Here is a 22020-nt window from a genome sequence, read left to right as displayed (position 1 = left end):
CTTACTCCCAAATCACGTAAAATCTTGTGCAATCACATACTCAGTCGCATGTGAAGTATATGGAACATTTAACCCCGACAAACATTCCGTCACACTTTTAGTTGGATCATCCTCGATAGGATCAACTTTAGATGGTTTTGTCGTACCATCAGGTATGGAAACTTCATTCATTCTTGCATTAAAACAAGTATCAATTTTCGAGCGATCTGCTGTGCTGAGCGCAGGCATAATCGAAACAGCGAACACTTTCACTGGTTTACTTTTTTCAAACTTCACACCCTTTTCATCAGAACCGAACTGCATTCCATAAAATGGATCCGCATCAGACTGAGTTGAATATTTCACAGCAACTTGAGTAATAACAGCCTTACGACCACTCGTAAAAAAATTGCTTGTCGCAGATGTTGATGTACTGCAATAACCATCCATTCCCATTGCATTTGCTGTTGGTTTTGACTGTCCACCTTCCCATTGCATAATGCTGGCACGATTAATATCAAAAAAGTCCGCCTTATCACCTCTATAACAAAATACTAATTCTTTATCTTTATTTTCAGCCCCACTGATATAACCAAACATTCCACTCGTGGTTAAACTTTGAATTAAGTTCTCTTCTTTTTCCACACTAAAAAAAGCTGAATCAGCATTTTGTAAAAGTAGTTGTTGAGCTTGGCTGTTTGTAGCAATGCTTAAACCCACTACACTATTTTTTATAGCTAATGTCCCAATTACAGTTATCGCCAATAAAAGTACCAATACAACAATCAAGGTTGCACCATTTTGATTTTTCATTTTCCTCGCTCCCCAAACGTGTTACGTAACGCAATCGTTTGCGACACAACCTGTCTTACGTACTTAGAAGATGAATTAGTTTTTGGCGTTTTAACAACGACTGTCTGATCCAAAACTTTAAATTCTTGATCATCCTTAAAAGCTGAATCACTCCCAACACTTTGGGTCGAACGACCTAATAGCCCTAACTGTACAGATAAAATCCGCGGTTTAGGCTCTTCTGTTAAATCCATATATTTTTCTTGAGAAATATATTCATAACCATTTTTCGTATGAATCCCAAATAAAACCCGAAAGTGGTCAACTCGTTTCATTATAATTTCACCCTGACCACCAAAATCAGTTAATACTGTTGGATTGACGTCTGCAGAAGCGCTATTTTTATAAGACTCCCAATACCACCCTGCATCACAAGCTAAAGAAAGCGATTCATTTGGTTCAGTACCTTTATCGGTATCTTCCCTTAAGAAATAGCGCTGTACAATAATTCGCTTTGCAGGTTCTGTTTTTAAAAATTCAATTTTATTACCTTCACAATCATATCCCCCAAACCACATATCATCTGATGTAACTGTTGTTCCTTTATCATCTGTGACATATTGAGGCTTGTATTGAATAACTAATTGATCACTAGACACATCACCCGACTCACAACCATTATCTATTACATCAGCACAAGAGACATTAGATGAATGAATCCCACTAGATGTCAAAAAAGATTCCGCCGTATTAGCGCCTATTAATGTTGGATATAAATTACTAAAAACTTTTTTGGGTACGGTACCAGTTGCAGGAATAGTTCGTGCATTTGCAGCAGATGTAAATACTATTCCTCCATATGTTGTTTCGTCATTAATGATAGATTTAATATTGTTTAAATTAGTAGATCTAATTTCGTCAGTAATATAATTCAAACCAAAAGTAGTATTATCCTGCAAATTAGCCATACCTTGTTGTAAAGCATAACTTTTTTGAGCCGTAATAAACATCAATATTGCTGCAGCAGAAACAATCAAACCCAATGCTAATGCAATCATTAACTCAATTAATGTAAAACCATGTTGAAGTTTCATATTAGTACACCTCCATGATCAGGCATGTTGAACTTGGATCATAAGAAGTCGAGTTAGTACATCCACCAGCCCCTGCATCCGTTTCATTCGTCGGGCTTGTCTCCCCCCACGCGACATATATACATGCACGACCATCATCATTCCCCTGACAATCGATCAAATTTACTGCCATGGCTTTTTCATGTGCTTTTTTAACAATTTCAGAAACATCAAAATCAGCCATTTCATCTGCATCACATGCGGTCTGATAACAGTTTTTAGTAGACGTTTTTTGTTCAGCCGGCGTTGTTATTTCAGACTTATATTTTTCCAAAGCACCCCGATTTACACGAATGCGCTCGGCAAAATCACGAGCCAAACTCATGCCTTCTACTCGATAGGTACTTTCAGCCGATGCCTCAATTGCACGATATTGCAATGCAATAAATCCAAGCACGCCTATTGCTAGCACTAATAGCGCGACTAGGACCTCCATCAATCCCAAACCTTTCTGTACTGATATGTAATGATGCATTAGCAAGTACCCTCTACAATTTGTTGAATTATCCCCATTCTTGAAATCGTAATTATCTTTGATTTCTCTCCGGAATTTTCATTACAGACTTCAATGACTACGTCAGTCATTGAACTACTCACTCTTCCTGTCATATCAAATACAATAGGGCTAACTGATGTTTTTAATTCAGATTTACCAGAAGGACTCCACCCAAACAAAAGCTTTTCTCTCATTTTTTCTTTTTCAGCACTACTCGGGGTAACAGTATTTAATGAAAGATCAACCTCTACATTTTGACGATTTAATACAGCTTGAGCTCTTGCCTCATTCATTACCGAGATTAAAGTATTCGTACTTTTATTTAGATTCTGATTTAAAAGCATATTATTCATAAATGGCGCTGCCATTCCCGCAATAATTGCTATCACAGCAATTGTCACCATCAGCTCTATTAACGTAAATCCATTATTTTTCTGCATACTCCCCCCAAGGCACGCCAAACTTTACCCTATTAAAAATAATATCCAATTAAATTACAAAACAAACACAAATAAGGATAAAAGGCATAAAAAAACAGATAATTGCCAAAAAGCAATTATCTGTCAATTCTTAAAAAAATTCAGAATGTTAAGTCATTAACACTTTATGCCTGAGTTACAGGAATACGTAACTCTTTTGGCAAACTAAATGTAATATTTTCTTCACGACCATCCAACTCTTGCGGTGCTTTTGCCCCCCAATCTTGTAGGCGCTGAATTACTTGTTTAATTAAAATTTCAGGTGCAGATGCTCCTGCAGTTACACCAATTTTTGTGTGTTCATTAAACCAGTCTTGCTGCAACTGATCGGTATTGTCCACCAAATAGGCATGCTTACCCATCCGTTCAGCCAATTCACGTAATCGGTTCGAATTCGAAGAGTTCGGTGAACCCACAACCAATACAACATCACATTGCTCAGCCAGATCACGTACGGCATCTTGGCGGTTTTGAGTGGCATAACAAATATCATCTTTACGCGGCCCCTGAATTTCAGGGAACTTCTGACGTAGAGCATCAATCACTTTTGCTGTGTCATCTATAGAAAGCGTGGTCTGAGTTACAAACGCTACTTTTTCAGGATGCACCACTTTTAGATCAGCAACATCTTGTTCATCTTCAACCAAATAAATCGAACCACCATTTTTGGTGTCATATTGGCCCATCGTCCCTTCAACTTCTGGGTGACCTTCATGACCAATCAAAATCGCTTCCACACCTTCACGTGCATACTTGGTCACTTCTATATGCACCTTGGTCACCAAAGGGCACGTCGCATCAAAAACTTTTAGCCCACGGCGTTCAGCTTCTTGTTGTACCGCTTTAGATACACCATGCGCACTAAAGATCACGATATTGTCATCAGGCACTTCATCCAGTTCATCCACAAATATCGCACCGCGTTGACGCAAGTCGTCCACCACAAATTTATTGTGTACCACTTCGTGACGTACATAAATGGGTGGGTTAAAGCATTCCAATGCACGGTTCACAATCGCGATGGCGCGATCAACACCTGCACAGAAACCGCGTGGATTAGCTAAAACAATTTCCATAGAATCCTCAATGCCCACTCAATTTTACGGGTATCACTTGAAATAAATGTAAACAATAGACGTCTGACTATTTTGTTTGGCGCGCGTCTACTCTAAAATAGAGAAGATATTTTATCATATCAGGAAAAATATCATGTCGGGTCTCTTGTTTGTCGTTTCTGCTGCTTCGGGAACGGGCAAAACATCCCTCGTTAAAGCCCTGCTTGAACGTGTAAACAATTTACATGTCTCTGTTTCTCATACCACTCGTGGTCAGCGTCCTGGCGAATTAGACGGCGTACATTACCATTTTGCAAAAAAAGAAGATTTTCTATCTTTAGTAAATGAAGGCGGCTTCATTGAATATGCAGAAGTTTTTGGTAATTATTACGGTACTGCACAGCGCACAGTAAAAGAACAATTGGCCAAAGGTCATGACGTTTTACTTGAAATTGACTGGCAAGGTGCTGAACAGGTTCGTAAACTTTTTCCTGAATCTAGACAAATTTTTATTCTCCCTCCGAGTCAGTTCGATTTACGTCAACGTTTATCCAATCGTGGTACAGACTCTGTTGAAGTGATTGAACATCGTCTCAGCTGTGCCGTAGAAGATATGCAGCAATATGTTAATTTTGACTATATCATTATTAATGATGACTTTAATAAAGCACTGCATGACTTAGAGTCCGTGATTATTGCCAATCGTCTTGTTTTAAAACAACAAGCTATGCGCCATGAAAAACTGATTGAGAAATTAATCACCCCTACGGAACAGTGATTAAAACTTGAGTCTATAGACAAAGCACCTTATACTGCACAGTCTGTTAAAAATTTATATTCAAACGAGAATTCTTATGGCACGCGTAACCGTTGAAGATTGTTTAGACCATGTAGACAACCGCTTTGAGCTTGTACTAGTGGCAAGCAAACGCGCGCGTCAATTGGCACGTCAAGGTATCGAACCTACTGTTGAGTGGGACAATGACAAACCAACCGTTGTTGCTCTTCGTGAAATCGCAGCGGGTCACGTTTCTAAAGACATTTTGAAACAACGTGAACAAGACTACCAAACTTCAAGTTTAGACCTTGCACTTTCTGCAAATAACCTAAACTTAGACGGTTTTTCTTTCCAATAAGATAAACCTGATCTTAAAAGCCTAGTTTTTAACTAGGCTTTTTTTATGGATTCTCTTTAATATTTTACTCAGAACAGTTATAACATAAGCTTAAGAAGTGCAAAGCAAGCAAAAAAGATTTTCATTTTTTTAAACTAAAAAATTGACAAGTCATGCAATATGCATTTCATTAAAGTATTAACCGTTTCATTTGTAAATCAGTAGTAAAAGGGTGTTCTATGCCAGGCCCAATGGTCAGCCAAGCCAAGCAACAGTTAAATGTGATAATCGACGCTTACCTTTCAGTAAGTGATGTCGAACGCGTGCTTGAAGCTTGCGACTATGCGGATATTGCCCATGATGGTATTACCCGTAAAAGTGGCGAACCCTACATCCTTCACCCGATTGCGGTGAGCTGTATTTTGGCGCATATGCGTCTGGATGCGGAAACTTTGATGGCCGCTTTACTACATGATGTCATTGAAGATACCGAATTTACAAAACAAGATATTACTGAAAAATTTGGTCTGACGGTTGCTGAACTCGTCGACGGTGTCACCAAACTCAGCCATTCTAGCGATAAAGAATATAATAAAGCCGCATCTTTCCGTAAAATTCTGCAAGCCACCCTACAAGACCCACGTGTCATTATTATTAAACTGGCGGATCGATATCACAATATGACCACACTGGGTGCATTACGTCCCGATAAACGTGCTCGTATTGCCCAAGAGACTTTTGAAATTTTTGTGCCTATGGCACGCCTAGTCGGTATGAATGAAATGGCCGACAACCTTGAACATTTGTGTTATCAAAATCTAGACTTAGACATGTATAACAATGTTCAAGAAGCTTTATTGCAAACCAAACCGAAACGCTGCGAATACCAAACCAAGTGGGAAAACAACCTTACCACCTTACTAGAACAACACCATATTTCAGGTCGAATTAAAAAGAAAAATAATAATATTGAATTACTTCGCCACTTTGTAAAAAACGATATCGATCTGCAAGAGCTCACCCATAGTCATGCCTTTGAAATTATTTTACAAAGCATCGCAGACTGTGACCGACTTGCTGATATCCTTAAAGAAAGCTTTAAAGTTCTAAATTACACCGATCATATTCGCCGCCCGTTACCCGGTGGCAACCAGTCACTGATGATGCGCTTAAAAGGTGAAAAGACCATTTTATCTCTGACTATCCAAACGGAGTTGATGCGTAAAGCGGCGCGCTTTGGTGTGGTTCTCGGTGAAAATGCACCACAAGCTTGTCGCTCAGCGATCCAAGCCTCCATGCAAAATTTAAACGTGTTAGTCGATGGTGCATGTGCCAAGACCACATTTAGTGAATTACTCGATTATCTACATCAAGAAAAAATTTGGGTCTACACCCCACATGGTCATTTGCATGAACTCCCTCAGGGTGCCACAGCGGTTGATTTCGCTTATTCAGCAAGCTTATTTTTGGGCAACCATGCCGTTGGTGCGAAAATTGATGGGGAAACCAAGCCCCTTTCAACACCATTACTGAGTGGTCAAGTGATTGAAATTATCACTGATGTTCTTGCAACACCAAACCCTGACTGGCTAAGCTTTATTAATACCCAAAAAGCCCGCCGCGCATTACAAAATATCCTCCGCGACCAAGACCAAGATGAACAACGTTTAGTTGGTCAGCAAGCTTTAAATCGCGCATTAAAACTCTTTAACCGTTCTGTAAGTGATTTGACATTAGCGGATTGGGAAAATGTGCTGAATTGGCGTCATTTAAATGATAAAGAACAATTATTTGAACACATTGCCGTGGGTGACTTATTACCGCAATTGGTTGCTAATCATTTATATGCTCAAGATACCATTCAGAATTCAAACTCTGCACGCTTAATCTTGGGCACTGATGGCGTCGATGTCAAATATGCGCACTGCTGTAACCCGGTTTTAGGTGATCCAATACAAGGGCATTTATCACGTCGTGGTTTGATTGTGCACCGTTCACGTTGTCATAATTTATTGCATGAACAACATTTACATCCTGAAAATATCATGCCTTTACACTGGACTACAGAAGACAGTGAGGACATTAGTTTTACAGCCTATTTATGCTTAAACATGCTGTTAAATGATGAACAAATTTCAGAGCTGATCTATCTATGCCGTAAAGAAAAAGTCGGTGTAGAAACTGTCCGTTCACATGAAGAAAAAACCTATGTGAATATTGTTGTACACAATCGTAAACAAATTGCCGAAATTATCCGTAATTTAAGAATGCATTTTGGCTTCCCACGCATCAGTCGTTTGGCACAACCTGTTGCCATAAATGAACCTGCGAAAGTTGCCAGCTAACCTGATACCGCTTATTTATATATGTTGTGTCTGTGATGATAATAGGAGAAATAGATGTCCCGCCAGGTAATCCATACTGAAAATGCACCCGCTGCAATTGGTACTTACTCACAAGCCATTTTAGTGGGCGACACTTTGTATTTATCAGGTCAAATTGGCTTAGATCCATATAGCATGGAGCTGGTAGAAGGCATTGAAGCTCAAATTCGCCGTGTATTCGACAACTTAAAAGCGGTATGTGAAGCTGCAGGTGGTACGCTAGCCGATATCGCCAAGCTGAATATTTTCCTCACTGACCTTTCTAACTTCCAATTGGTCAACCAAATTATGGGCGAATACTTTGCTCAACCCTACCCTGCACGCGCAGCACTCGGTGTAGCTAGCCTACCAAAAGGTGCACTAGTTGAAATGGATGGCGTGGTGATTATTAATCAATAAGTTAGTAAACATTGCTTAAGCCCTTCACTAAATATCACACCCCCAAAAGAACAAAAGCCTCACATGGAAATCTGAGCATTACTCAGATTTCCGCTTAAGTACATTTTTTTATTTAAAAATTCAATCATCATAAAAGTTTTTTCAAATGATTTTTATTGACAAACGATAATAATTATCAATAATATTACTTATCCCATTTATTCACTTGGTTTGATTTCATGTACGTTTGTTTGTGCCGTGGTATTACTGATCAAGACATTAAAGATGCAATTGCCAATGGTGCAGAAAGCTATCGTGAAGTTCGCGATATGCTTGATTTAGGCACCTGTTGTGGTCGCTGTGCTCCTGAAGCTCGTATGATCATAAGTGATGAAGTTGCACAAATTGCAGCCCGTATCGCAATTGCCGCATAAACCAAGCTTTTAAATTTTCTTAACAATCATAATTATAAAACCAATGGTTTTAGACCATTCCTCCTCCCCCGCTTCTGACTCTAAGCGGGTTTTTATTTATTAAAGTCCTGAAAATTAGCGCCTTGTTTTGATTGTGATTTTCATTTGCTGTTCTATAAAATACTCGCTAAATTGCACTTTGTTGTTTAAGATATTTCTATTCTAATATCGAATTTATATTGCTTAATTCGAGCTTTATTGCAGTTAAGGAGTCAGACATGAAAGGCAATCGTGATGTAATTAATCAGTTAAATCAAGTGCTTTATCATCATTTAACTGCAATTAACCAATATTTTCTTCATTCACGGATGTTTAACGATTGGGGCATTGAGAAACTTGGTTCAGCAGAATATAAAGAATCAATCCGTCAAATGAAGCATGCCGATAAAATTATTGAACGTATTTTGTTCTTGGAAGGTTTACCGAATTTACAACATTTGGGCAAACTCTATATTGGGCAACATACCCAAGAAGTGCTGCAATGTGACGTGCGTAAAGTTCAGGAAAATATTGAAGCCATGCAGCAAGCCGTACAATTGGCTGAACAACACATGGACTATGTGACCCGTGATTTGGTACAAGAAATTTTAGAAAAAGAAGAAGCCTATTTAGACTGGACCACTACTCAACTCGACCTCATTGAACAGGTGAGTATTGAAAACTATATTCAAAGTCAGCTCTAATTTAAAAAAAGCCTGCGTTAAGCAGGCTTTTTTGTTTTAAGGTTTAGGCTGTTCTTCGATGAGTGATTCATAAGAGACATTCAAGTCACGTAATAACTTTAAGCGCAACAACTGATGTTTCGCCTCTTGCTCATAGCCGTTATAAGCCAAGAGCCGTGCATATTTCAGCAAATCATAAGGAATAGGATAATTGAGTACCATTTCATCTATTTGCTGAATGTGTTCAGGACTGACATGCGTATAAGGATTTAAGCGTACCCAAGCAATACGGCGATCAAACTCACTTAACAAATAAATAGGCTTGTTATTGGTCCATTTGGCAGGATCATCGTATTTAATGGACTGACTTAACTTTGGACCAACCACCACATAATCACGATGAATAGCCAACATGATGACTGCACCCACCACAAAACTCAGTTGAGTAAAACGTGGCGACCACGACCAACATGCACCGTCTTTTTGCGCCTGTAATACCCCAATTAAGAAACCAAAAGGCAATAAGAAATAGGCATATAATAATGGGAACTCGAGCATGGCATGGGTCAAAATTGCCCCAAGCATAAGCATCGCCACCACCGACTCTAAGGAACGAATATTGAGGTGTAAGCGCAGCATCCAATAAGCAAAATAAGCCAAAAATGGCACAGCAATCACTAAACCATTCCATAGCGCAAAGTCGAGTACAAAGTTATGTGCGCTTTTAATCCAAACCGGCCCCTGTACGGTATCGCTAATTAAAGTATAGGCCACACTAGTTTGATGCCAACCATAGCCCCACCATGGCTCTGCCGCAATGGCATGCAGCATTTGGTTCCAAATCGCCATACGCGACATATCGCCTGTGGCACGGCGTGCCAAGTCTACCGCCTTAATCGGGGCATCTAGGGCTTCCGCAAAAACCGTACTAACCTGTGGAATCAACCATAAAAAAGCCACAAAGCTGATGGCACAAAGCGCTATGCTACGCCAATGAATGTGTAAAAGACCCCGATAGCGCTGATAGCCCATATAAATAACAATACACAGCAATGCCACCCATGATGTCCGAGATTGACTTAAAGCAATCGCAAATAAAATCACCGCAACACTTGGAATCAGCCAACCCAGTGCCAGCTGCTTACGCTCATACAAGTATAGTGCCGACAACACCCCTAAAATCAGGAACGTCGCCATATTGTTGGGTTGCGCAAAGTTGGCATACGGACGTCCTGAACGTAAGTCTGCCATGAAACCCGGAAAATACTGATCAATGGTCAACCATTGGAACACGGCAATTACGCCCGACAACGCTGCCACATACAGCACCAATTCACAAAATGCGGCAAATAAAGTCGGACGCTGCTCTGCCAAGCTCAGGTTATACGCCACGACAATACTCAGCCAAAACGCAAAAATATAGCAGCTACTGACCAACGCCTTACTAAAGAAAAATAGCTCGCCCGTTGCACATTGTAATAAGGGAACAAACATGAGTAATAACAACGGTAAGCTGATTTTAGGCACCTGCAAACGTTGTTTGAATAAGGGAATGGTCAGCGCAAATAACGCTAAAAATGCCATGGCATCACCAGTATAGGTGACCTAAGGGCGATAATGCACCGGCAGCAGCCATGCCAGCGCAATCAAGATGGCTGCAAGCCACATCCAAATGGATTTCATTGGGAATCAAATTCGTAAAAAATTGTGCTTATGATAATAAAAAAGCAGATTAAAAGGTAATCTGCTTTTTCAGGTCTTATTCCTGCCAAGGTCTAAGGTCAACCGTGGCAACTACATTTTGTTGCTGATCGAGCAGCACCACTAAACCCAAACCTGTGGTACGTAACGGCATCCATGCGGTAGCGTTTGGATATTGTTTTAATACCTGCTGTACCTGTGCAGAATCATTAAAAGTATTTAACGCGTCGAGCTGTTGTGCATTCCTTTGAATGCGCTGTTTAGCATCAGACAGTGCGGTATACACGTTTGGTACTAGCGTTTGCTCTGCATAACGCTGATATTGTGCATGTTGTTGATTGACCGCCACCCATTGAGGACCCGTCCATGATTTGGTCTGATACTCAGGCTTCGCGTCTTTTTGATCTTCCGGCAATATTGCATTTGCTCGAACCATTTGGAAGATGTTGCCATTTTGTACAATCCAGACGGGACGTGATTGGGTAATGCTATACAGCCCATACAACATAGCAGACAGCTGAATCAAAATAATGATAGCCAAGTCCATTTTTAAGGTCTTTTTGCCTTCTTTATAGACCAATAAACTGAGTATTGGCCCCAAAGTCACATCAATCGCCAAGAGCATTAAAAAAATATGGGTCACGCCTTCGGCTTTGGCTAACGGTGCCGGATACCATACTAAAAAGACCAAAGCAAGCAGTGTTAAACCCACACCTATAGAACAACTAAAATGTCCCAAAAAATAACGAATTCTTTTAGAAAGAGTCATTCAGGTTTACTCTCTATATGCCAAGGTTATTTAAGTTTGGATAAAAAAAGCCCCCATAGAGGGAGCTTTTTTCGCTAACTTCTTAAATCAATTATTGACAAGAAGAAGGACGGAATTTAGCTGGCGCAGTTGTAGCACAACCCCAAGAACCTAAAGCAGTACGAGTCCAAGTTACTGTAGCTGGGGTAGTATCAGTAAGTGCTGCTGCTGCAGAACCTGCAAATGTACCCGCAATTGTACCTGTAGAAGTAAGCGCTACTGTGTTAGTCACTTCAGCAGTAGGCGCAGTACCAGCAGTTGTAACTGCAGGCGCACTTAAGCTCAAGATAGAAGAACCAGTGAAGCCAAGATCACATGCACCTGTAGCAGTTTGACCATTGTTTAAACAGTCTTCATAAGCCGTTTTGATTGAACCTAATTCTGCAACTGCACGGCTAACTTGTGATTTAGCAATGTAGTTTTGGTATTGAGGAATCGCAATTGCAGCAAGAATACCGATAATTGCAACAACGATCATTAATTCGATAAGAGTAAAACCCTTTTCAACTGATTTCATAACATTCTCCACAAATGTTTTTTAATTTAATTATTTAATAAAGCTATGTAGCTTGTTTTATAAATAGCACAGAGCGTGCCAAGATTTATTATAGTGAAAATGACAGAAAAAACAGCACTTTAAAAAAATATTTTTATTTTTTGTAATCATTACGTCTCTTTTTGTGTTTAAAAGTGACGATTTGTGTCACTTTATCACCGTTTTTTAGCGCAAAATTATTGGTGCATTTGCGATTTCATTAGTTCTATCTACTGACTTCCCTGCATAAAAGTGATCCATCACTTCACCGATTTCTTTTACACCAACCGTCAAAGCTGTTCGGTATTGTTTATTTTGCATGTTTTGGATAATTCGCGCGCAAATATCCTGCCACACTTGAGCCTCGGTCGCCTGCCTCATCCCGCGATCTATCACAATCTCTACCTGACGTTCACATAAGTTTAAATAAAGCAAAACACCACTATTAAATTCTGTATCCCACACACCCAATTCAGCAAAGAGCTGTTCAGCACGTGCGCGGGTATTTTGATAATAGGCTTGGTTTGACGGAATATGCCCTTCAATCACCACCTGTATTTCGCCCACATGGCCATGTTCAGCTTCTGTCACCGCCTGAGCAATGGCCTGCTGATCTTGCTTATTAAAAAACCGGTTTGCTGCAGGCATATAAAAAAAGTGCTTCAACCAGCGTTTAAAACTTGGTTGTTGTATTTCCTGTGTTTTAGGACAGGTGACAATTTCTGTTGTTTCTGTTTTCGTTACCATGAACCTGATGCTCCCCCACCGCCAAAGCCACCACCGCCTCCGCTATAGCCTCCGCCACCAAAGCCACCACCTCCGCTACGGCCTCCACCCCCCCCACCACCAGCAAGAAACATTTGAAAAATGGTTTGAGCAATAGCCGTAATCAGTAAAAAGAAAATTGCTCCACCCATCAACAGACTGGTGAGTAGACCTGCACCATTGACCAAACCCGCAACGGTACCTGCAACAGCAGCAGTTGACGCACTTAAGCGCTTACCCACAATAAAAGACGCAAATATACCTATCACCAAAATGATAAGTACTGTCGTAAAAGTTTTCTCTTTGGCTTGCTGCTCGTGTAAGGCTTGTTCCTGACGTTCTTTCAGCTCTTGGGCTGCTTGAGCGGCAACTTCAGGGTCTTGATTTAAAATACGTGTTATTTCCGTTAAGCCAGCATCAATGCCTTGAGCATACTGAGCTTGCTTAAAATACGGCGTGATTTGATTACGGATAATTCGACTAACAATAATGTCCGGCATAATGCCTTCAAAGCCATATCCAGTCAGAATCTGTATACGACGATCATTCACAGCGATCGCCATCAATATCCCATTGTCACGTTTTGCTGAACCGAGTTGCCATTTTTCTGCAACACGCATGGCGTAATCAAAAATATCTTCTTGACCTGTGGTTGGCACAATCACGACGCCAATTTGTGCCTTGCCTTGTTCGTGTAACTGTAAAATTTTCTGGCTAATGGCTTGCTTTTCAGCAGCAGAAAGTAAGTTTGCCTGATCAACTACAGGTTCATTGAGCGTCGGCAAGCCACGAATCGACTCGCCATCTGACATATCATTGGCGATATTCGGCTGCTGAATTTTGATTTCAGGCTGCGCTGTTGTATCTTTTTGCGCAGCTGACTGTTGATCTTTTAATATTTTACCGACAACAACTGTTTCAGCATCTACATCTGTAGCGGTGGCAGTTTCTGCATGTGTGAAACCCACCACACACAATAAGCATGCTAAAACCATGCGCTGCAACCACAACAAACCTGTATGTTTTAGCTCAAAATCCACCATCAGCCCACCTCACAATGCAGTGATGCCAATTAATTAAAATCAACTTTTGGTGCAGTTTGTGCACTTTGCTCTGCGCTAAAGTTAGGCTTGGTATCCATACCGATGACTTTAGCTGTCATCACTTGCGGGAACTGGCGTGCATAGCCATTAAAGTCTTGTACCGTAGTAATGTAGCGATTACGTGCGACAGCGATCCTGTTTTCAGTGCCTTCAAGCTGTACCTGTAAATCACGGAATTGCTCATTGGCTTTTAGGTCTGGATAATTTTCCGAGACTGCAATTAAACGAGAAAGTGCGCTGGTCATCTGCGCTTGAGCTTCTTGATATTTTTGAAACAGTGCTGGATCTTCCAAAACTTCCTTATCCACTTTTAAGCCCGCAACATTGGCACGTGCTTGAGTCACTTGGGTCAGTACTTGTTCCTCATGTTTCGCGTAACCTTTAACCACATTGACAAGGTTAGGTACCAAATCTGCACGGCGTTGATATTGGTTTTGCACCTCAGACCATGCTGCTGTAACGGCCTCGTCTTTGACTTGTAATGTGTTATAGCCACAACCACTCAGGGTCAACGTACTGACTAATGCGATTGCGAGCATGCTTTTTTTCATTGAATTCATAACCCTTAACCTCAAGTATTTATTTGTAATTGTTTAAATAAATTCATTCTAACCTTATTTTTCGAATGAATTATGTATTTTCTTTGTGATTAAACTGATCTACTCGAAAAATATTTAGCATTAAAAAAAGCCCACAACTCGGGCTTTTTTAACATTTTGAATTAACTATACAATTGAGGTGTAATTTCAGTCTGAAAACTTTCCATTTGATATTCATCAGCAAGGCGTTCTTTCCAATATTTCACGATTTGGCTGTAATCAATTTCGCTCGGATGGAATTCCGCTTTGTAATATGACAAATATTCTGGCGTCAATTGAATAAACATTTTTGCCAATAAATACGCCCCGAATATATTTCCACCAACCTTCGGCAAACTTTTTTTCTTATCCTGCATAAATAGCTTCGTTGCAGAATAAAACGTGAGACTTGCAAAACCTGTGGTCACACTGCGCATAATCATCCGACGTATTTTGTCATCACCATAGACATGTTGATATACATCAAATGCCACTGCGCGATGCTCAATCTCTTCAATCGCATGCCACACCCAAAGTTTCACCGCATCATCATCTAAAGTACTCAGCACTTCAGGATGTCTTAAAATATAGCCACCGAGCAACGCAGTAAAATGTTCAAAAGCACAGGTAATTGCCAGTTGAATCTTTGGATGTAAGTTTTTTACATAGCTGTCTTTACGTGCCAGCCATGCTTGGAAACGATCTAAATTATAGGTTTCACTGCGCCAAGCATCGTTAAATTCAGCATGGGCCTTGGAATGCATCGCTTCTTGCCCAATAAATGCTGCGATCTCAGCTTGTAATTTTTCATCACTGACTTTATCGCGTACATTGCGCACACTATGCACAAAGAATTGCTCACCAATGGGAAAGGTCGATGACAATGCCGTCAACAAATGCGACATCACCGGTGAGTTGGCAAAATAATGCCGGCGAATCGCTTTAGGATTGAATTGTGCTCGACGTACCGTAATGCCAATGGCTTTCGGACGATTTAGATATGTTTTTTGTGTCGTCACTTGCGTCATGGTCGCTTCCTAAGATTTGGATCATGATCGCAGTATGTAATTCCTAAGCCCTTTCACACATGGCAAAATGTGCTAGCACACTTGCATAATTCACCATTCTAAAGCGCTGTCTGACAACTTTTCAGCGTATTTATCTGCAAAATCCATTCACGTGTCATTTGAGGTAAATTCCAAAAAATAAAAAACCCGCCGAAGCGAGTTTTTTGAATAAATCCAATGCAATCACTGGCATGTCATGACTTAAACATCTAAATAGTCAAGAATACCTTCTGCAGCTTGGCGACCTTCCCAGATTGCGGTTACCACAAGGTCAGATCCCCGGACCATATCACCGCCGGCAAAAATTTTCGGATTCGATGTTTGGAACTTAAATTCTTGCTGTTCAGCAGCAATGACGCGGCCTGAACCATCCATACTGATGTTTGATGTAGTAAACCAATCTGCGGGGCTTGTACGGAAACCAAAGGCTAGCAATACTGCATCTGCTGGTAAAATTTCTTCTGAACCTGGAACTGGCTCAGGGCTACGACGACCGCGACTATCAGGCGCACCAAGCTGTGTAGTCACAACTTTAACACCCGTCACTTTGCCATTTTCACCTACAATTTCAATCGGCTGACGATTAAATTGGAAATCCACACCTTCTTCACGTGCATTTTTCACTTCACGACGTGAACCCGGCATGTTTTCTTCATCACGACGGTAGGCACAGACAACGGATTCGGCACCTTGACGGATCGAGGTACGGTTACAGTCCATCGCGGTATCACCACCACCGAGAACAATCACTTTTTTGCCTTCCATGCTGATGTATTCAGATGGATCTTTTTCCCAACCTTGCGTACGGTTGACATTGGCAATCAAGAAATCCAGTGCATCATGAACACCAACAAGATCTTCACCCGCAAAACCACCCTTCATGTAAGTATAGGTTCCCATACCCATGAATACAGCGTCGTAATCAGCCAAAAGCTGATCAATCGTCACATCTGTACCAATTTCAGTATTTAGACGGAATTCAACGCCCATGCCAGAGAAAATCTCACGGCGACGTTTCATCACATCTTTTTCCATTTTGAATTCTGGAATACCAAATGTCAGCAAACCACCAATTTCAGGGCGTTTATCGAATACAACTGGCTTCACACCATTACGTACAAGAATATCTGCACAGCCAAGGCCAGCAGGACCTGCACCAATAATCGCAACTTTCTTGTCTGTCCACTTAACGTGTGACATATCTGGACGCCAGCCCAATGCAAAAGCCGTATCGTTAATGTATTTTTCAGCATTACCAATGGTGACTGCACCAAAGCCGTCATTTAGCGTACACGCGCCTTCACATAAACGGTCTTGCGGGCACACACGACCACAAACTTCAGGCAAGGTGTTGGTTTGATGACACAATTCTGCCGCTTGGAAAATGCGACCTTCTGCAATCAGTTTTAGCCAGTTTGGAATGTAGTTATGTACTGGACATTTCCATTCACAATACGGGTTACCGCAACCTAAGCAGCGGTGTGTTTGGTTTTTTGCAACTTCAGCTGTAAACGGTTTATAGATTTCCACAAATTCTGCTTTGCGGACAACTAGATCTTTTTTCTCTGGATCTTGGCGTGCTACATCCAGGAACTGAAAGTCATTATTTAGGCGCTCTGCCATGTCTCTCTCCGTGGGTAGGTGTAAGCATGTTTGCACTTACACCTGCCTATCAAATCTGCAGTAGTGGAATTATTGTGGATCAGCTTGAGTTGTTTTCAACAAAGTCTGCAAATTAGCAGCTTTTGGTTTCACAAGCCAGAATTTGCGGCTATAGAAGTCAAACTCGTTGCGGATCTTATACGCCCAAGCACTACCTGTTTCTTTAATATGTTCATCTAAGATACGGCACAAGAACTCTTTGTGTTCTTCCATCGACTCTGTAGAGATACGGTTCAATTCAATTAATTCGTGGTTGTAATGGTCAACAAAGTCATTGTCGAGGTCGAGCACATAAGCGAAACCGCCTGTCATACCCGCACCAAAGTTATGACCCACTTTACCCAATACAGTCACGATACCACCTGTCATGTATTCACAGCAGTGGTCGCCTGCACCTTCAATCACAGCAAACGCACCTGAGTTACGTACAGCAAAACGCTCGCCTGCTGTACCTGCAGCAAACAATTTACCGCCTGTTGCACCATACAAACAGGTGTTACCAATAATCGCAGTATTTTGCGTTTGGAACGGTGAACCTTTCGGTGGGAAGATCGAGATACGACCGCCAGCCATACCTTTACCCACGTAGTCGTTCGCATCGCCTTCTAGGCTGATGTGTAAACCACCGGCGTTCCAAACACCCAATGACTGACCTGCAGTCCCTGTTAATTTAACTTTAACAGGATGCGCTTCCATACTGAGGTTGCCATAACGTTTTGCAATCTCACCCGAAATACGCGCGCCAATTGAACGGTCACAGTTACCAATTGTGAAGCTATATTCACCGCCTGTACCTGCTTCAATCGCTGGCAGCATTTCCGCCACCATTTTTTCAGCCAAGAGACCTTTATCAAATGGTGCATTGCCTTGTACTTCACAGTACTGTGCTTTACCTTCTGCCGCAGGATGCGATTGGAGTAATGCGCTCAAATCAAGGTGTGCATGTTTTTCAGTTTCACCTGGAAGCATTTCCAGTAAATCTGTACGACCAATCAAGTCTTTCAAGCTTGCTACACCAAGCGCTGCCAGCCATTCACGCGTTTCTTCTGCAATAAAGTGGAAGAAGTTGATCAGCATTTCAGGCTCACCGATATAGTGTTCCTGACGTAAATGATCTTGCTGTGTTGCAACACCGGTCGCACAGTTGTTTAAATGGCAAATACGCAGGTATTTACAACCCAATGCGATCATCGGTGTAGAACCAAAACCGAAACTTTCAGCCCCAAGAATCGCTGCTTTCACAACATCTAGACCTGTTTTCAAGCCACCATCAGTTTGTACACGGACTTTGCCACGCAGATCGTTCACACGTAGCGCCTGATGCGCCTCAGATAGACCAAGCTCCCATGGCGAACCTGCATGGTGAATTGAAGAAAGTGGAGAAGCCGCTGTACCACCGTCATAACCAGAAATGGTAATGAAGTCTGCATATGCTTTTGCTACACCTGCCGCAATCGTACCAACACCCGGCTCAGAAACCAGCTTAACGGACACCATCGCCTGTGGGTTAACCTGTTTTAAATCGAAAATTAACTGTGATAAATCTTCGATTGAGTAGATGTCGTGATGCGGCGGCGGAGAAATTAATGTCACACCCGGTACTGAGTAACGTAAACGTGCAATTAAGCCATTCACTTTACCGCCCGGCAACTGACCACCTTCACCTGGTTTTGCACCTTGTGCCACTTTAATTTGAAGGACTTCTGCAGAAGTTAGATATGCAGGGGTCACACCAAAACGGCCAGATGCAATTTGTTTGATTTTCGAGTTACGGATAGTGCCGTAACGCGCTGGATCTTCGCCGCCCTCACCTGAGTTCGAGCGACCACCAATGGTATTCATAGCGATTGCAATAGCTTCGTGCGCTTCAGGTGATAATGCACCTAAAGACATACCTGCAGAGTCAAAACGTGGCAGAATCTCTTCTACGGATTCAACTTGATCGAGTGCAATCGATTGATCTGTTTTCAGCTTGAATAAGTCACGAATCGTCGCGATTGGACGGTTATTCACTAGCTCTGCGTATTCTTTAAAGTCCGCATAATTACCAGAACGTACAGATTTATGCAGCGCATTGATCACGTCTGGGTTAAATGCGTGATATTCCTTACCGAATACAAATTTCAGCATACCGCCTTGATCGATTGGCTTACGTGATTTCCACGCCAAATCTGCCAATTTTTTCAAGTCATTTTCTAGATCAGAGAATGTTGCGCCTTTAATACGGCTCGGTACACCAGTAAAGCATTTTGCAACCACTTCATCAGAGAGGCCGACCGCTTCAAACAACTGACCGCCACGGTAAGAGGCAACAGTAGAAATACCCATCTTAGAAAGGACTTTCAATAAGCCTTTTTCAATGCCTTTACGGAAGTTAGCTTGCGCATGGATTGGGTCACCCAACAACTCACCTTTGGCAATCAAGTCATTGATCACGTCATAAGCTAGGTACGGATAAATCGCAGTTGCACCAAAACCAAGAATCACCGCAAACTGATGTGCATCACGTGCTAAACCAGTTTCGACAATGATGTTAGCATCGGTACGTAGACCTACATTGATTAAATAGTGGTGAACCGCGCCAGTTGCCATCAATGCATTTGCAGGTAAGAAACCTTGACGGATTTTCTTATCAGACAATACAAGCAATGTTTTTCCGTCGCGAATCGCTTGTGCAGATTCTTCACAAATACGCGCGATAGCAGCTTCTAAGCCTTCATCTTCTGCATAGTTCAGGTCGATGTCTGCAATTTCGTAACCTTTACGACCAAGAGTACGAATTTGATGCATTTTCGAATTTGACAATACAGGGCTTGAAATGATCAGACGATCTGCATGCTCTGGACCTTGTTCAAATACATTTTGTTCACGGCCGAGGCATGTCTCTAATGACATTACAATCGATTCACGTAATGGATCGATTGGTGGATTCGTAACCTGAGCGAACTGCTGACGGAAGTAGTCAGACACATGGCGCACCTGACGAGACAATACTGCCATTGGCGTATCATCACCCATTGAGCCCACGGCTTCCTGACCACTTTCAGCGATTGGACGAAGCAATTGGTCACGTTCTTCAAATGTCACCATGAACATTTTTTGTGAAGCTTTCAGGTCATCACCTTTTAAGCCTTGATCACATAAATATTCTTCTAGCTCTGGACTACCTTGCACACGTACTGAGTTTTCACGTAACCACTGACGGTACGGACGCATACGTTTGAGGTGATTACTCACATCTTGAGTATCGAGCATTTTGCCGGTAAAGGTATCAATCACCAAGATTTGACCCGGACCGACACGGCCTTTAGACACAACGTCTTCTGGTTCATAACCCCAAACACCAATTTCTGATGCCAATGTGATGTAACCATTTTTGGTAATTACCCAACGTGCTGGACGTAAACCATTACGGTCAAGCATACAAATCGCATGACGACCATCTTGAATTACCAGACCTGCTGGACCATCCCAAGCTTCCATATGTTTCGAGTTGAATTCGTAGAATGCACGTAAGTCCGCATCTAAAGTTTCAACGTTTTGCCAAGCTGGTGGAACCAACATGCGCAGCGCACGGAACAAGTCCATACCGCCACCGACAAGTATTTCCAGCATATTGTCTAAACTTGAAGAGTCCGAGCCTGTACGGTTTACGATTGGATTCAGCTCAGTTAAACCTGGCAACAATGGGTTTTCAAATTTTGGTGTACGTGCCATTGCCCAGTTACGGTTAGCAGTAATGGTATTGATCTCACCATTGTGTGCTAAGTAACGGAACGGCTGAGCCAATGGCCAACGAGGCAAGGTATTAGTTGAGAAACGCTGATGGAATACAACAATGTGTGACTTTAAACGCTCATCAGCAAGATCGGTATAGAAATCAGCAATGGCTGCTGGCATCATCAAACCTTTATAGCTGATCACAGTTGAGCATAAAGTGGTTACATAGAAGTATGGGTCAGCAGTCAGCTGTTGTTCTGCACGACGACGTGCCATCACCAACTTACGGTTGAATTCAACCTCTGAAACACCCATTGGGCAATTCACGATAATTTGTTCAAATGCAGGCAATGACTGCATCGCGATTGAACCCAATGCATCGTTATTGGTTGGCACAACACGCCAAGCGATGACTTTACAACCTTCGTCTTCAATTTCTTTGGTTAAAATTTGTTTTGCATGTGCGGCTAATGCAGGGTCTAGGTTTAGAAATACCGTACCCACAGCAAAGATTTCACTCAATGTAATGTCACTGAGTTTTTTCGCTTCTTCACGGAAAAATTCTTTTGGCATAGCAAGGAGTAGACCACAGCCGTCACCGGTTTTACCATCTGCGGCAATACCACCACGGTGGGTCATACAACTTAAACTATGCATTGCGGTTTTGACGAGATCATGGCTTGCATCACCCTGCATATGGGCGATTAAACCGAAACCACAGTTATCTTTAAACTCATCCGGTTGGTATAAACCTTGAGCGGGAGCTACAGTATTAGGCGATGGCATGTGCATAGCGTACCCTTCTTTTCTTTACAGCTCTTTCGAGCACTTAACAAACTAATTTCTTGTTGCGATTCGTCTTAACTTACTCACATGAATTGTTCTGTCGAGCAAAATTATTTCTTATTCACACCCTTAAGATAAACCGAATTCATCTTAGATGCATGAATAAAAGTCAAATTTTCTGCTTTTGCAGTTCAGATCAGGGATAACGACTGGATTAATGACTTCGCACTTTTATCGAATCATTTTCGCGCCAAAACAGGGAGAAAAGTTCAATTTACGCACCAATTAAGCAATTTATATGCCAACTTGATGCATTTTCTCCTAAGATGGCTGATTACAAGCATTTTTT

General features: G+C 41.6%; 20 protein-coding genes. 6 read left to right on the top strand and 14 right to left on the bottom strand.

The window, feature by feature from the left end; translation table 11 throughout:
* Positions 1-12 precede the first annotated feature (12 nt).
* The 5 genes from FTU29_RS08610 to ispH all read right to left on the bottom strand — a co-directional run bounded on the left by FTU29_RS08610 (position 13) and on the right by ispH (position 3955).
* The gene (locus FTU29_RS08610; protein WP_180055423.1) at positions 13-792 is read right to left on the bottom strand and encodes a PilX N-terminal domain-containing pilus assembly protein; all 780 of its coding nucleotides are present in this window, start codon (positions 790-792) and stop codon (positions 13-15) included.
* Positions 789-1865 carry a PilW family protein gene (locus FTU29_RS08605; protein WP_180059146.1) on the bottom strand — a complete coding sequence of 359 codons (1077 nt, stop codon included), beginning with the start codon at positions 1863-1865 and terminating at the stop codon, positions 789-791. The genes FTU29_RS08610 and FTU29_RS08605 overlap by 4 nt, the downstream gene beginning before the upstream one ends.
* Before the next feature lies 1 nt (position 1866).
* Positions 1867-2379, bottom strand: a complete 513-nt coding sequence (pilV, locus tag FTU29_RS08600) for a type IV pilus modification protein PilV (protein WP_078189360.1) — start codon at positions 2377-2379, stop codon at positions 1867-1869.
* Entirely contained in the window at positions 2379-2840 is a 462-nt protein-coding gene (locus tag FTU29_RS08595) for a GspH/FimT family pseudopilin (protein WP_180121393.1), read from the bottom strand. Before FTU29_RS08595 ends, pilV begins: the two co-directional genes overlap by 1 nt.
* Before the next feature lie 164 nt (positions 2841-3004).
* A complete protein-coding gene (gene ispH / locus FTU29_RS08590) occupies positions 3005-3955 on the bottom strand; it encodes a 4-hydroxy-3-methylbut-2-enyl diphosphate reductase (protein ID WP_180121391.1) in 951 nt (316 codons plus the stop codon).
* Positions 3956-4088: 133 nt separating this feature from the next.
* Between ispH and gmk the strand changes: the two genes are divergently transcribed.
* From gmk to bfr, 6 genes are all read left to right on the top strand, one after another.
* Positions 4089-4712, top strand: coding sequence for a guanylate kinase (gene gmk / locus FTU29_RS08585; protein ID WP_078192517.1), 624 nt, complete (start codon positions 4089-4091; stop codon positions 4710-4712).
* A gap of 76 nt (positions 4713-4788) precedes the next feature.
* Complete coding sequence (rpoZ, locus tag FTU29_RS08580; protein WP_067762989.1) at positions 4789-5070, top strand: DNA-directed RNA polymerase subunit omega; 282 nt, start codon at positions 4789-4791, stop codon at positions 5068-5070.
* Between the two features lie 218 nt (positions 5071-5288).
* Positions 5289-7394, top strand: a complete 2106-nt coding sequence (locus tag FTU29_RS08575) for a bifunctional (p)ppGpp synthetase/guanosine-3',5'-bis(diphosphate) 3'-pyrophosphohydrolase (protein ID WP_180121390.1) — start codon at positions 5289-5291, stop codon at positions 7392-7394.
* 54 nt (positions 7395-7448) lie between these two features.
* Positions 7449-7832, top strand: coding sequence for a RidA family protein (locus tag FTU29_RS08570; RefSeq protein ID WP_078189365.1), 384 nt, complete (start codon positions 7449-7451; stop codon positions 7830-7832).
* Between the two features lie 218 nt (positions 7833-8050).
* The gene (locus FTU29_RS08565; RefSeq protein WP_078192519.1) at positions 8051-8245 is read left to right on the top strand and encodes a bacterioferritin-associated ferredoxin; all 195 of its coding nucleotides are present in this window, start codon (positions 8051-8053) and stop codon (positions 8243-8245) included.
* 257 nt (positions 8246-8502) lie between these two features.
* Positions 8503-8967, top strand: a complete 465-nt coding sequence (gene bfr, locus FTU29_RS08560) for a bacterioferritin (protein ID WP_180121388.1) — start codon at positions 8503-8505, stop codon at positions 8965-8967.
* A gap of 36 nt (positions 8968-9003) precedes the next feature.
* Here the strand turns inward: bfr and FTU29_RS08555 are convergent, their stop codons facing one another.
* The 9 genes from FTU29_RS08555 to gltB all read right to left on the bottom strand — a co-directional run bounded on the left by FTU29_RS08555 (position 9004) and on the right by gltB (position 21671).
* Complete coding sequence (locus tag FTU29_RS08555) at positions 9004-10530, bottom strand: PglL family O-oligosaccharyltransferase (protein WP_306423176.1); 1527 nt, start codon at positions 10528-10530, stop codon at positions 9004-9006.
* Between the two features lie 175 nt (positions 10531-10705).
* Entirely contained in the window at positions 10706-11416 is a 711-nt protein-coding gene (gene tfpZ, locus FTU29_RS08550) for a TfpX/TfpZ family type IV pilin accessory protein (RefSeq protein WP_180121386.1), read from the bottom strand.
* Between the two features lie 91 nt (positions 11417-11507).
* On the bottom strand, positions 11508-11972 hold the full coding sequence (locus FTU29_RS08545; protein ID WP_180121384.1) for a pilin: 465 nt from the start codon (positions 11970-11972) through the stop codon (positions 11508-11510).
* Positions 11973-12176: 204 nt separating this feature from the next.
* Positions 12177-12737 carry a TPM domain-containing protein gene (locus FTU29_RS08540; RefSeq protein ID WP_180121382.1) on the bottom strand — a complete coding sequence of 187 codons (561 nt, stop codon included), beginning with the start codon at positions 12735-12737 and terminating at the stop codon, positions 12177-12179.
* Positions 12731-13750, bottom strand: coding sequence for a YgcG family protein (locus tag FTU29_RS08535; RefSeq protein WP_257226912.1), 1020 nt, complete (start codon positions 13748-13750; stop codon positions 12731-12733). Before FTU29_RS08535 ends, FTU29_RS08540 begins: the two co-directional genes overlap by 7 nt.
* Before the next feature lie 77 nt (positions 13751-13827).
* Positions 13828-14418 (bottom strand): LemA family protein, encoded by a 591-nt coding sequence (locus tag FTU29_RS08530; protein WP_180121378.1) that lies wholly within the window; start codon positions 14416-14418, stop codon positions 13828-13830.
* A 161-nt stretch (positions 14419-14579) separates the two neighbouring features.
* Complete coding sequence (locus FTU29_RS08525) at positions 14580-15464, bottom strand: metal-dependent hydrolase (RefSeq protein ID WP_180116022.1); 885 nt, start codon at positions 15462-15464, stop codon at positions 14580-14582.
* 240 nt (positions 15465-15704) lie between these two features.
* On the bottom strand, positions 15705-17126 hold the full coding sequence (locus FTU29_RS08520) for an FAD-dependent oxidoreductase (protein ID WP_078189374.1): 1422 nt from the start codon (positions 17124-17126) through the stop codon (positions 15705-15707).
* 69 nt (positions 17127-17195) lie between these two features.
* Positions 17196-21671, bottom strand: coding sequence for a glutamate synthase large subunit (gltB, locus tag FTU29_RS08515; protein WP_180021664.1), 4476 nt, complete (start codon positions 21669-21671; stop codon positions 17196-17198).
* Positions 21672-22020: the final 349 nt, after the last annotated feature.

The organism is Acinetobacter sp. YH12086, from assembly GCF_013419345.1.
Lineage (GTDB): Bacteria > Pseudomonadota > Gammaproteobacteria > Pseudomonadales > Moraxellaceae > Acinetobacter > Acinetobacter amyesii.
This window is presented reverse-complemented; position numbering and strand designations above follow the sequence as displayed.